Below are 12844 nucleotides of genomic sequence, written 5' to 3'. Positions count from 1 at the left end.
TTAACTTTAAATCATGCAGTTCCGTGACACATTTTCCCTCGCCTTTCGCTCTGTTAGCGGCAATCGTTTGCGCGCAGGGCTTACTATAGCCATCATTGGTTTTGGTATTATGGCCCTGGTGGGCATATTTACCGCCATAGACAGTATGAAAAACAGTATCTATAGCAGCTTTGCCAATATGGGAGCCAACAGCTTCAATATTCAGAGCAGGGCACTGAAGATACGCATCGGTGGTGGCGGAGGGGCCACAAAAGGCGACAAAAAATCCAAAGTAAAAACGTCCAATAGTAATATTCCTATTACTTACAAGGAAGCTATGGACTTCAAACAACGGTATACTTTTCCTGCTGTAGTAAGCTTGTCTACCAATGCCACGGGGAATGCCACTGTGTATAAAGACGACAAAAAGACGAATCCCAACGTACGTGTGATAGGAGGGGATGAGAACTACCTGCTGTTGTCCAATTATACGCTGCGCGATGGCCGCAACCTGAATCTGCTGGATGTGGAGTCAGGCAGAAATGTGGCCTTGCTGGGTATGGACGTAGCGAAGAAACTGTTTGGCGATAACCTGCGGAATGTTGTGAACAGCAGCATCCGTGTGGGGAATGTGCGCTATCGCGTTGTAGGTGTATTAGAGCCGAAAGGGAACAGCGGTTTTATGAGTGCCGACAATGTGGTTATTACAACGGTGAATAATACACGTAGAATATTTGACCGTCCGAATGTGACATACAACCTGGGGGTTTCTGTAAAAGATATCACTAAGATGGAAGCTGCGATAGGTGAGGCCACTGGGCTGTTCAGGATCATTCGTCACCTTACGCTCAAAGAAGAAGAGAATTTTTATATCAATAAAAGTGACAGTGTTGCAGAGATGCTGTTTAACCTGTTAGGCGTGGTGGTATTTGCTGCCATCCTGATCGGTGCGATCACATTGTTTGGTTCTGCTATCGGCCTGACAAACATCATGCTGGTATCAGTAGCAGAGCGTACCCGTGAAATAGGCGTTATCAAGGCGCTGGGCGCCACCAGGAAGGTGATATGGCAGCAGTTCCTGTATGAAGCTGTTATCATCAGTCTGTTGGGCGGCTTGTTGGGTGTGATACTAGGCATGCTGGTAGGAAACATCGTATCATTGTTATTGAAAACCGATTTTATCATTCCGTGGTTATGGATAACGACAGGGATAGTGATCTGTGCGGCTGTAGGGCTTGCATCAGGCATTTATCCTGCCATTAAGGCTTCTCGTCTGGATCCGATAGTTGCGCTACGTTACGAATAATTAACAGGCTATTGCCAACATCCAACTAATTCATGGCTTTATTAGGTGTAGTATTTGCTTCCATTCTGCTGCTGGTATTGCTGGTAGCTTATTTCCGGTTAAATACATTCATTGCATTCCTGATCGTATGCCTGTTTATGGGCCTGGCCCTGAACGTGGTCAGGGAACCTGCGCAGCGAATGTCGATTGCTGACATTACCCAATCCATCCAGACGGGGATTGGTAAAACCTTAGGCTCGCTCGTCATCATTATCGTGTTTGGCAGTATGCTGGGTAAACTGGTGGCTGAAAGTGGCGCTGCGCAACGCATTGCCAACGGGTTGATGCAGGTGTTCGGCCGTAAATATGTACAATGGTCGCTCATGCTGACGGGTTTTATTGTAGGCATCCCTTTGTTTTACAATATCGGTTTCGTACTGATGGTGCCGCTGATCTTCACGGTGGCAGCACGTACAAAATTGCCTGCAGTATACCTGGGTATCCCGATGCTGGCGTCATTGTCTGTAACACATGGCTATTTACCGCCGCATCCTTCGCCTACCGCCCTGGTTGGAGCCTTCCATGCCAATATGGGATTAACGCTGTTGTATGGCCTCGTGGTGGCCGTTCCTGCCATTGTACTGGCAGGTCCCGTTTTCAGTCGTTTTCTTAAAAAATACACGCAGGAACCTGCACAACTATTCACTGCAGCTGCGTTGCCTGATGATCAGTTACCCGGTATGGCTACCAGTATTGTAGCGGCTTTGCTGCCTGTATTGTTGCTCGCAGCTACTTCGTTACTGAAACTGAAGGCGGTGCCTGACAGTATTGCCTTCAACATTGCCAGCTGGCTGGGAGATCCTGTGATCGTGATGTTGCTCGCAGTGTTGAACGGTGCTTATGTACTGGGCATCCGCAGGGGCTGGCCGATCAAAAAGGTCATGGGCACTATGGAAGATGCTATCCGGGATGTATCTGTCATTATCCTTATCATTGGGGGTTCAGGGGCACTCACGCAGATGCTGCTGGACAGTAAGGTCAGCGATGTGATAAAAGAAGGCCTCGGCAGCATGCACATGAATCCGTTGATATTGGCATGGACCATTGCCGCACTGATCCGCGTAAGCGTAGGATCTGCAACGGTAGCCGGATTGACGGCGGCAGGCATTGTCGCGCCGTTGGTAGTGGGCACGACAGTACACCCGAGCCTGATGGTATTGGCTACGGGTGCGGGAAGCCTTATGTTCTCTCATGTAAACGACGGCGGCTTTTGGATGTTCAAGGAATATTTTAATTTGTCAGTGAAAGATACTTTCAAAACCTGGTCAATTATGGAAACGATCGTTTCAGTAGCAGGATTGATCGGGTGTCTGATCTTAAACCTCTTTATCTAACTTACAAGCAAAACAGTGATCTATGACACCAACAGAGAATTTTGAAGCATTAGGATTATCATTACCACCAGCACCGGCGCCAGTGGGCGTATACAAACCATGCCTCGTAGATGGCAAATATCTGTATTTGTCCGGTCATGGTCCTGTACAGGATGATAAGAACCTGATCATTGGCCGTATTGGTGTTGACTTCGATATGGATCTGGGTAAGCTGGCTGCCAGACAGGTGGGCCTCACTATGTTGTCTACCATTGTGGCTAACCTGGGTAGTCTGGACAAAGTAAAACGTGTGATCAAAGTATTGGGTATGGTGAACTGTTCGCCTGACTTTGGCCGTCATCCTTATGTTATCAATGGTTGCAGCGAATTGTTTGCAAAAGTATGGGGTGAAGAAAATGGTATTGGCGTACGCAGCGCAGTAGGCTTCGGTTCATTGCCCGATAACATTCCCGTGGAAATCGAAGCACTGTTCGAGCTACACTAAATCAATCAGGTGTGAAGCGCATGCTATTGCAACGGCTGATGCTTCATTGCCAGGTCCTAATTTACAATCATGCATTGGTACGAATTACATAATATCAATACTGTTGATACTCCTGCGGTACTTGTTTTCCCGGAGCGTATGCGTGAAAACATTCTGCTGTTAAAGAAGACAGTAGGAGATGTACAGCGTCTGCGGCCGCATATCAAGACGAGTAAGATGACAGAAGCCGTGCAGTTGCTGAAGGAAGAAGGTATCAATAAGTTCAAGTGTGCCACTATAGCAGAGGCAGAAATGCTGGGACAAGCTGGTGCTGCGGATGTCTTTCTGGCTTATCAGCCCGTCGGCCCGAGAATCAGCCGTCTGTTGCAGATAGTGGAACAGTATCCTGATACAAAGTACGCCTGCCTGGTGGACAACCGTACTGCCGCTATGGCTATCGCTGCCTTGTTCCTCGCTGCGCAACGCACGATTCCTGTATATCTTGATCTGAACATAGGTATGAACAGAACCGGTATTCCTGCTGGAGATGCAGCACTTGAGCTCTATCAGGAACTGCAGCATATGCCTGGAGTTACTCCCGTTGGTTTACACGCATATGATGGTCACCTGCACGATCCGGATGTTGCCGTACGGCGGGAGAAATGTAATGCAGGTTTCGCACCTGTAAATACGCTGGCAGCTGCTATCACCGCAGCAGGAGCGGCGGCTCCGCAGATCATTGCAGGTGGTACACCTACCTATGCATTTCATGCAGAACGTCCCGGAGTTGAATGCAGTCCGGGCACCTTCATCTTCTGGGACTGGGGATACCGGCGGGAACTTCCTGAACAGGAGTTTGCATATGCCGCTGTAGTGGCTACCAGGGTGATCTCCGTCATCGACGACAAGCATCTCTGTGTGGACCTAGGACATAAATCCATTGCATCTGAAATGCCGCAACCGCGCGTGCTTTTCCTGGATATACCTGGCGCTATACCAAAAGGACATAGCGAAGAGCATATGGTTGTTGAAGTGCCTGATACTTCTTTATATCCTGTAGGGACGGTCTTCTATGGCATTCCTGCACATATCTGCCCCACAGTTGCTTTGCACGATCGGGTAGCAGTTGTGGAAGATAACAATTGTGTTGCCTATTGGAAGGTAATAGCCCGGGACAGAAAGATCATGATCTAACTTATCAAAAAGAAATACTGACATGTTTATAATAGATGCGCATCTTGATCTTAGCATGAATGCGATGGAATGGAACCGTAACCTGCGATTGCCGGTAGAAGAAATCAGGAAACGTGAGGCAGGTCTGACAGACAAACCGGATCGTGCGAAAGGAGTGGTTTCATTCCCTGAGTTGCGCAAAGGAAATATCGGACTGGTAGTGGCTACACAGATTGCGCGTTTTGTAGCGCCCGACAACCCACTTCCCGGCTGGTTCTCGCCGGAACAGGCATGGGCGCAGACACAGGGGCAGCTGGCCTGGTACAAAGCGATGGAAGATGCGGGGGAAATGGTCCAGATCACCAATCTGGCAGCGCTGGAGAAACATCTGGCCTTATGGAATGATGGTACGCCTAACACCAGCAAACCTATTGGTTATATTCTCAGCCTGGAAGGAGCCGATTCTATTGTTGATATCAGCTACCTGCAGCGTGCTTACGACAATGGACTACGTGCGGTGGGTCCTGCCCATTATGGCCCCGGCCGTTATGCACAGGGAACAGACGCCACCGGATTTATGGGTCCCAAAGGACATGCCCTGCTGAAGGAAATGGAAAGACTGAACATCATCCTGGATGCTACGCATTTGTGTGATGATAGTTTCTGGGAGGCAATGGAGCATTTCCACGGACATGTATGGGCCAGCCATAACAACGTACGTGCATTGGTCAATCACAACCGTCAGTTCTCTGACGAGCAGCTCAAAGAACTGATCAGCCGTGACGCCGTAATTGGCGGCGCAATGGATGCCTGGATGATGGTGCCTGATTGGGTAAGAGGTGTGTCTCAGCCGAAGGAAATGGGGGCCTCCCTGGACGTACTGGTCGATCATATGGACCACATCTGCCAGCTGGCAGGCAATGCATTGCATGTGGGGATAGGATCAGACCTGGACGGGGCTTTCGGAAAGGAGCAAAGTCCTTATGACCTTGAAACGATCGCCGATCTGCAGAAGATACCTGCTTTATTTGCTAAGAGAGGATATTCCGCAGCGGATATTGATAACATTATGCATGGCAACTGGCTAAGGTTCCTGCGTAAAGCCTGGAGTTAATCGCTAATAATATAACTGTGACAGGACATTGGTCATGTCGTTATTCACTGGTTTCAGCTCCAGGAAGCCAGTGAATTGCTCCGGCGTCAGGATTGTCTTCAGCTTTCTCTGAAGACCGTTCTGAAAGCTTTTTAGCTTGGTATCGTATGCTTTTTGATTGCTGTTGTTCAGGGAAAGAATGGAAGCCCGTTGTTGCAGAAAGTTGGTAACGGTATTCAGTATTTTAGGTTGCTGAGCCTCGGTTAAGCTCAGCGCTGCTTTTAATTTGCTGGTAATGGATTGTGCATTACCTTCAATATTGGAAAGTGGGGCTTGCGGTACCTGCGCATGGCTTGTTGAGAATACAAAGATCAGCCCTGCCAGCAGTAACAATGAAAATAACAACACGTTTTTCATCGAAAGGGGATTTATAAGGAAGTTAACGCATTTGTTGCTTCCTGGAAAGGGGGAACTGTCTGTATTTTCTCATAATGTCAATCTTTATGCCTATCTCATCTGTAATAACGTGGGGGAAGTCGTTAATAGGCTTACTCATTATGGCGCTTGCAGTTTCCTGCAATCCGGCTGGTGTCACCCCTACACCACTCGAAATGCTTAATGTGCATTACGGAGACGATCCGCAACAGGTCATGGATATTTATCTGCCTAAGAATGCGACGCCGGAAACGACGCGCATTATGGTGTTTATACATGGGGGTGGGTGGAAAGCCGGTGATAAATCGGACTTTACCGCGTACATCAATAACATGAGGAGCAAAAACGCGGATGCGAATTATGCGTATTTTAATCTGAATTATCGGCTTGTAAAAGATAGTACGAACATTTTGCCGGTGGCCGAGGAAGATATAATTGCAGCCCTGGAATACATCTGGGGCCGCGCAAACAGCTTCCATATTTCCCCGCTCACAGGACTGATAGGAATTAGCGCCGGCGCCCATCTTGCAGCCTTACAAGGCTGCAGGCATAATAAGGAAGGATATATCAGATCGATGGTCTGTATATATGGTATATATGATATGAAACGTTTTTATGATCAGGGAGGGATAGGGGCATCACTGGCCAGTATTGCGGTTGGAGGTTCTCCTGATCAAAAGCCGGAGCTTTATCGTTTCGTCAGCCCGTTGTTTTTTGTAACGGCACAAACGCCGCCTGTCTTACTGATGCATGGTACGCAGGATACATTAGTACATTACCCGCAGGCAGTGGCCATGGATAGCGTACTGCAGAAGGCAGGTGTCGTGCATGAATTATACAGTTTTAAGGGAGGGCACGAGATGCCGGCAGACGTAGCTGACCTGGCGGCAGAGAAATTGTTCTCCTTTACCAGCATGTACACCAAATAAAAAGGAACACCATGCGATGTTCCTCTATCCTCAAAAACATATCCGTTTATTTCATTACCAGTTTAACCGGTTTAGGCACTTCATTCATATCCTTGTCCAATACCACATATTCGGCCTCTATCGTCTTATTATCGAGCCATTTCATTTGTCCCGGGCCCCACTTATCAAACTGCACGTCTCCCTCAGGAATGAGCTTATTATCGCGATAAGAGAAGAGCTGGAAGCCATTGTTGTTGAAACCTGCGATCAGGTCAACTGAGGCGCATATCACGTATTTATGATCGGGGGAGATGACGGGGATGCCCCATACATGCGTGAGTTCTCCATTATCGGCGTTGATCAGCACATAGTCGCTGGATTCATAATAACTGCCAAAAACGAGATATTGATGGATATCGGGCAGGTAGCCGGCATAAAAGAAGAGACTATACTGGTCATCGTCTTCTTTGGTATTATTGGCAAGGATGCGTGTCTCACCGTTGTTCAGCGTAAACGCCAGGGTATCGCCAGTACGTTTTACATGTGCTTTGTCTTTGTGCAGAAGGCTGGTTTCCGCGCTGTCATAGCCGGGATCCGGCAGTTTATCGAAGGAGGAATGTTCCAGCGGATAGATGGTAAAGGACTTGTTACCGACAGAGAAGGTGTCTGTGTTAACAGGTACTTTTCCTATTGAGGGAGCTTCTTCTATATGTGAAGTATCTGAAGCGCTATCACTGATATCCTGTCCGTTGCAGGCAGCTATCATGCCTGCAACAAAAAATAGAGGTAAATACTTTTTCATATGATGGCGCAAATATAAATAACCGCATAAAAAAATCCCGTCTCATTTAGAACGAGACGGGATTTTTTAGAAAGATATGTAGTCTTATTCAGCTACTACTTCGAATTCCAGTTCAGCTTCGTTGCCTTTACCGAAATCCAGTCTTGCTTTGTAAGTACCTAACTCTTTTACATCATCCAGGATGTGGATGCGGCGACGATCGATTTCGTAACCTTTCTGCTCTTTAATAGCACGTGCTATCTGCACACCAGTTACGCTACCGAAGATCTTACCGGAAGTACCGGTTTTAGCGCCAATTTTAACGGGACCTGCTTTCAGCACTTCCACAACTTTGGCAATTTCAGCCAACATTTTCTCTTCTTTAGCTTTCTGCACTTTCAGGCGCTCCTGAAGTTGCTTCAGGTTAGAAGGGCTGGCTTCTACCGCAAATTTCTGCGGGATCAGGAAATTCCTGGCGTAACCGTTTCTAACGGTTGCCAGCTCATTTTTCTGGCCCAGGTTATCTACGTCTTGTATTAAGATTACTTGCATTGTTAATTAGTTTTAAGGACCTTTAATTACCTGGCACAGACCAGGAAACCGGTAGGTTTGTTTATTTTAAAAGGTCAGTAACGTAAGGTAACAAAGCCATTTGACGGGCTTTTTTAATAGCCTGCGCTACTTTACGCTGGAATTTCAGGGAGTTACCAGTGATACGACGAGGTAACATTTTACCCTGGTCGTTCAGGAATTTCTTCAGGAACTCAGCGTCTTTGTAATCCACATACCGGATGCCTAACTTCTTGAAACGGCAATATTTCTTAGCGCGTTTCTCCTGTTTTACGGCGGTTAAGTACTTAATTTCTTGTTTTACTGCCATAATTTTAAGCTTCTGCGGTTTTAGAATCAGCGTTCACGCCATGTCTTTTGCGGCCATTGTACTGTACAGCATATTTGTCTAATGCTGTGATCATGTGACGCAGTACATTTTCGTCACGGTTCAGCTGGATTTTCAGCTTCTCATTGAGGTCGGATGGCGCGCTGTACTCCAGTACCAGGTACATGCCCGTGGTCTTTTTCTGGATTGGGTACGCCAGTGATTTTAATCCCCAGGGATTTTCGTGCGTTACATCTCCGCCGTTCTCTTTAATGAGGTCAGCGAATTTTTTCTGAGCAGCTTTGTAGTCTTCCTCAGACAGCACAGGGGTAAAAATCACCATCAATTCGTAGTTCATAAATTTCCCTGTTTTTAAATTTGTTAAAAAAAATTAGGAGTGCAAAGATACTGAAATTGCTGACACCAGCAAATAAAAGCGGGGAATTGCTTTTCGGTGGGAAAAGCCGTCTCCGGGCCCCCATTTGTTCCCCGGGTCGCACCCCGCTGTGGTCCTATATGCTATAAAATCGAAATGCGTTCATGGAAATCTGGCGATTTGCCCCTGTCAACTTTACCGCTTTATATCGAATACCCTTTTTTCGACAAAAAAAACGACAGGCTTTATCTGGACAAGATATACACAACACGTTTGAATATAGTATGTATTCGGTACCAACGGTGTACCAATAGCCTCATCTTATGTTCATCTTACGTTCAAAACGTAGGATGAACATAAGATGAGGCTATTGGTACCGGATTGGTACCGGGAAGATATGCCTTTGCCTAATAGTTGGACTTATGACAATGCTGAGCCGGTTCAACTTCGCCTGAGATTCGCTTCGACTATACTCAAGATGTATAGCTATAGGCGCTATAGTCCTGCATTACGCCTGCCGTTCTATAGCGACGGCTATAGAATAGTGTCTGTAACGCTATAGTAGAGCGCCTATAGGCTATAGCCTTCACCGAATCTCAACCGAATCCTGACGGGATATATACCCTTGATTAAATGGTGCTATGTTGTGTAACTAGCTGTATTTCAATTATGTTAGCTACCTGTGAAGCGCACCGGTTAAAAAACAGGAGGGTCAAAAATTAAAAACCGGCCCGTATTGCAATACGGGCCGGCTGGATTAATGGCTTTTTCAAAAAGATCAGTGGTTAACAAGTATCTTGCTTGTCTGGATGCCTTCCTTGCTTTGTACGCGCAGGATATACACACCATTAGACAAATTACTGATATCCAATGTCTTGATATTTCTTCCTTTGTTTACAGTAGTCAGGGTAGTCTGTCTCACATGTCCCTGCATATCGACCAGCTGTAAAATGGCCTGTCCAGGTCTTTCGATATCAAGGTACACCTGCAACTGGCGGCCAAAGATACACCAGAAAAGTTTCTTTATCAGATCTTTAAGTGTAATAACCACTCTTTCGTTGCTGCTATAGCTGACTGATCCGTCCAGACCCACTGTTTTCAGTCTGTAGTAAGAAAGTCCGAGCCATGGGCGGGTATCATATGTTACATAACTGTTTGGCAGTGAAGTGGTACCATGTGCTGCCACGGTATCTACAGCTTCGAACTGCTGCTGATTGCGGGAACGTTGAACCACAAAATAAGCGGTATTCAGCTCATAAGGGGTGCTCCAGGTGAGTTTCACATCTCCGGTATCAACTGTAGCAGAGAAGTCTTCCAGCGGTGCCGGATGGGCCAGTACGTGCAGGTTATAGTTTGTCTGCACTGGATAGTGGTCAGTAGTGGTGTTGCTATAGCTGTTCACCAGTTTTTCCACTTCTATCCTTACGCGCGCAGATCCCGGCAGGTAACTCAGGGCCATTTCATCAGATGCCACTACGTTGTCGATCACCGTGTTGAAGGATGCGGTAGATTTCTGGCCCTGTAGACTGAGCGGCAGGGTCAGTGGTTTGTAGTGGGTGCTGTCTTCTATGAAGTCTATATAGGAAGTGGTGGTATCCGGCGCCAGTTCTGTGGTAATGGTCTTGTTCAAGGCATCATTGAAGTCGCCAAGTATTACCAGGTTAGCTGTCGGATATTGTGCATCCAGGCTGTCTTTCAGTTCTACGTTTCCGTTTTTACGCCTGTGCCAGGATTCGATCTTATCTGCGGCGTTGCCGGTATTGGCTTTCGCATGTAGTAATACGAAGCGGATCACGGCGCTGTCATTGTTCAGCTTAGCCCGGGCTTCCAGGAGGAATGGGAACCTGCCGGATGACCAGTTATAGTAGGCATCGCTGCTGCCGCCGCGGCGGAGTACGCCATAAGAGCTGAATCCCTTTATAACTGATGTCTTATAGAGGAACGCCAGTTTCTGGGCAGAGGCGTAGTCAACGTCCTTGATACTATCTGCATAAGAACCAAAATCGGATATGACATAGCTGTATCCCGGCAGCTGGCTGGCCACTGCTTTGAAGCGGGTAGTGTCTACCACCTCTGCCAGTGCAAAGATGTCGGCATCCAGTTTTTTGAGGATGGTGGTCACATTTGCCTGTTGCAGGCTGTCATTGGCCGGATTCTGTACAGGGCTCCCGAACCACTCAATATTCCAGTTCACCACTTTCAGTGAGCGCAGGGAGGTGCCGGACAGCTGAATAGCAGGTACATGAATGCTATCGCTGTCGAAAGTAATGGTGCCGGTAAAATTCTGGTCTGCGGCTGCAGGCTGGAACTTCACCCATACCGTACGCGGACCATTGAGGGAATCAGGCAGATAGGTCAGCTCCTGACCGTATACGCCATTACTGTCTTTCGCGATAGAGAATCCGGAAGACGCAACAAGGATCAGGCTGTCAATAAAGTCATTGGCCTGGAAGGTGAATGGCAATGGTGCAGATTGTTGTCCTGCCGGCACATAGTCAAAGTCAATGCTGCTGGTATTCAGATCCAGGGACGGTTTGGGCGCCTCAGTACTGTTAGTGATATGGAAGTTATCCAGAGTCCAGCGCGCCGCGCCAATGGCGGGGGAGGAAGTATATACAAAAGCGATGTATACATTGGGCTGTTTGAAAGCTGCCAGGTTAATACTGTCTGAAACGGTCCAGGTGTCTGACAACAGGGCTGGGAAACGTCCGTTCACCGGTGTCCAGGTAGCTGTGTGCGGATTGCTGGCGCCATCATAGTTGGTGGACACCATGAGTTGCAGGCCAGGACCGGAGAATGCTGTCCTGCTGGCAAAATCCAGCAAGGGATAGTCGAAGCCGGAAAGATCGAAGGCTGGCGAGATTAACCAGTCCTCGTTTTCTATCGGACCGCCGCTATATCCGTTTATCTGTACGCCGTTCCCGTTCTGTCCGAAGGTGGTACAATCCCATTTCTGGGCGCCGGTTACGCTGTATTGTCTGAAACCACCGGTGATGCTGCCTGTAATGCAGGTATTGAAGTCAAACGACAACTGCTGGGTACCGGTGGTGAATGTCCAGGTACTGTTGTCAGTGATGCCTGCAAATACATTGTCGCTGAGGTCCAGTATGGCGCCATCATCAACTGTAATGTAATAGCTCTGTTGTGGTTGCAGGGTTACTGCCAGTGTCAGGGTCCTGTTACTGATGATCACTGCTGCGCTATCCACAGGGAATACCTGTTGTGTGCCGGCTGTGACATTATGTAGTATCAGCTGGCCATTACCCGTCTTGATATTTTCACTGAAGAAGATGGAAGGCTGGGTGGACGGCGAAACGCCGGTACTGTTGCTGGCCGGAAGCAGGCTGTCGATAGCCGGCGGAGTAACATCCGCACCTGTGCTGCCGGCCACAATATTGTCGATGGCAAATGAAGGACGGGAGCCGGCCCCGCTGATCTGGCGGTTCACCCAGCGCAGCTGTACCAGGGGCTGGTTATCGCAGGCTGCTGGTAATATCAGTGATCTGTGCGCTGAATCCAGTGGTGTGGTTACGCCGGAACCGGTTTGCTGGGTGGTGCCGTTCTGGTATTCTACACCGGTGATATTCGTAAAATTGCCGGTATTGCCAATACGGTACTGCAGGGTCACTTCGTTGATACGGGTGTTGCTGGTACCGTCGTACGGGTTACGCAGCGTCATCACATCGTACTGAAAAGCGATATTCGTCTGACCGGTGGTATTCAATGCCAGGACCAGCGAGTTATCCACACTACCGCTATTGAGGAAACCCAGTTTCCCGGAGTAATTATATACTCCATTGGCGGTGCTGGAAGCGCTGCCTGTTACAAGGGCCTTGTCAGAAGCGGGTGGCAGCACGTTAAAGCTGCCAGAAGGCGAACCCGAGAGTGTCCAACCCTGCCATCCATCCGGAGAAGTGGTGGATGAGGGTGGCAAGGTGCTGAAGGGCTGCTGATAAGGCAGCGTCTGGGCAGCAGGTTGCGTCTGCGCGTTGGCATTGGCGAAACAAACTGCAGCAAAGAAAAGGAGTAAAGGTCTTTTCATGTAAATAGAGGTTTAGAAAGAGGGTCTGGGTAAAAACT

The 12844-nt window shown here is 48.1% G+C and carries 12 protein-coding genes; 6 read left to right on the top strand and 6 right to left on the bottom strand.

The features are described from left to right. Positions 1-13 precede the first annotated feature (13 nt). The 5 genes from L3C95_RS13905 to L3C95_RS13885 all read left to right on the top strand — a co-directional run bounded on the left by L3C95_RS13905 (position 14) and on the right by L3C95_RS13885 (position 5408). Positions 14-1285 (top strand): ABC transporter permease, encoded by a 1272-nt coding sequence (locus L3C95_RS13905; protein ID WP_236388511.1) that lies wholly within the window; start codon positions 14-16, stop codon positions 1283-1285. A 32-nt stretch (positions 1286-1317) separates the two neighbouring features. Then, positions 1318-2658: a gluconate:H+ symporter gene (locus L3C95_RS13900; protein WP_236388510.1), complete on the top strand. Its 1341-nt coding sequence runs from the start codon at positions 1318-1320 to the stop codon at positions 2656-2658. Between the two features lie 22 nt (positions 2659-2680). Continuing rightward, positions 2681-3142, top strand: a complete 462-nt coding sequence (locus tag L3C95_RS13895; protein ID WP_236388509.1) for a RidA family protein — start codon at positions 2681-2683, stop codon at positions 3140-3142. Positions 3143-3211: 69 nt separating this feature from the next. Further along, the gene (locus L3C95_RS13890) at positions 3212-4315 is read left to right on the top strand and encodes a D-TA family PLP-dependent enzyme (protein WP_236388508.1); all 1104 of its coding nucleotides are present in this window, start codon (positions 3212-3214) and stop codon (positions 4313-4315) included. 22 nt (positions 4316-4337) lie between these two features. Further along, positions 4338-5408 carry a dipeptidase gene (locus tag L3C95_RS13885; RefSeq protein WP_236388507.1) on the top strand — a complete coding sequence of 357 codons (1071 nt, stop codon included), beginning with the start codon at positions 4338-4340 and terminating at the stop codon, positions 5406-5408. Positions 5409-5411: 3 nt separating this feature from the next. Here the strand turns inward: L3C95_RS13885 and L3C95_RS13880 are convergent, their stop codons facing one another. Beyond that, positions 5412-5804: a hypothetical protein gene (locus tag L3C95_RS13880; protein ID WP_236388506.1), complete on the bottom strand. Its 393-nt coding sequence runs from the start codon at positions 5802-5804 to the stop codon at positions 5412-5414. 140 nt (positions 5805-5944) lie between these two features. Here L3C95_RS13880 and L3C95_RS13875 point away from each other — a divergent pair, with 140 nt between their 5' ends. Beyond that, the gene (locus L3C95_RS13875) at positions 5945-6751 is read left to right on the top strand and encodes an alpha/beta hydrolase (protein WP_236388505.1); all 807 of its coding nucleotides are present in this window, start codon (positions 5945-5947) and stop codon (positions 6749-6751) included. 46 nt (positions 6752-6797) lie between these two features. Here L3C95_RS13875 and L3C95_RS13870 read toward each other — a convergent pair whose 3' ends face one another. The 5 genes from L3C95_RS13870 to L3C95_RS13850 form a co-directional block, all read right to left on the bottom strand. Beyond that, positions 6798-7532 (bottom strand): hypothetical protein, encoded by a 735-nt coding sequence (locus L3C95_RS13870; RefSeq protein WP_236388504.1) that lies wholly within the window; start codon positions 7530-7532, stop codon positions 6798-6800. A gap of 84 nt (positions 7533-7616) precedes the next feature. Then, a complete protein-coding gene (rplI, locus tag L3C95_RS13865) occupies positions 7617-8063 on the bottom strand; it encodes a 50S ribosomal protein L9 (RefSeq protein WP_199653303.1) in 447 nt (148 codons plus the stop codon). Positions 8064-8124: 61 nt separating this feature from the next. Next, on the bottom strand, positions 8125-8391 hold the full coding sequence (gene rpsR / locus L3C95_RS13860; RefSeq protein ID WP_089828299.1) for a 30S ribosomal protein S18: 267 nt from the start codon (positions 8389-8391) through the stop codon (positions 8125-8127). 4 nt (positions 8392-8395) lie between these two features. Next, positions 8396-8746, bottom strand: coding sequence for a 30S ribosomal protein S6 (rpsF, locus tag L3C95_RS13855; protein WP_106601492.1), 351 nt, complete (start codon positions 8744-8746; stop codon positions 8396-8398). Positions 8747-9542: 796 nt separating this feature from the next. Then, positions 9543-12806: an Ig-like domain-containing protein gene (locus L3C95_RS13850; protein WP_236388503.1), complete on the bottom strand. Its 3264-nt coding sequence runs from the start codon at positions 12804-12806 to the stop codon at positions 9543-9545. Positions 12807-12844: the final 38 nt, after the last annotated feature.

Source organism: Chitinophaga filiformis (assembly GCF_021646545.1).
GTDB lineage: Bacteria > Bacteroidota > Bacteroidia > Chitinophagales > Chitinophagaceae > Chitinophaga > Chitinophaga filiformis_A.
This window is presented reverse-complemented; position numbering and strand designations above follow the sequence as displayed.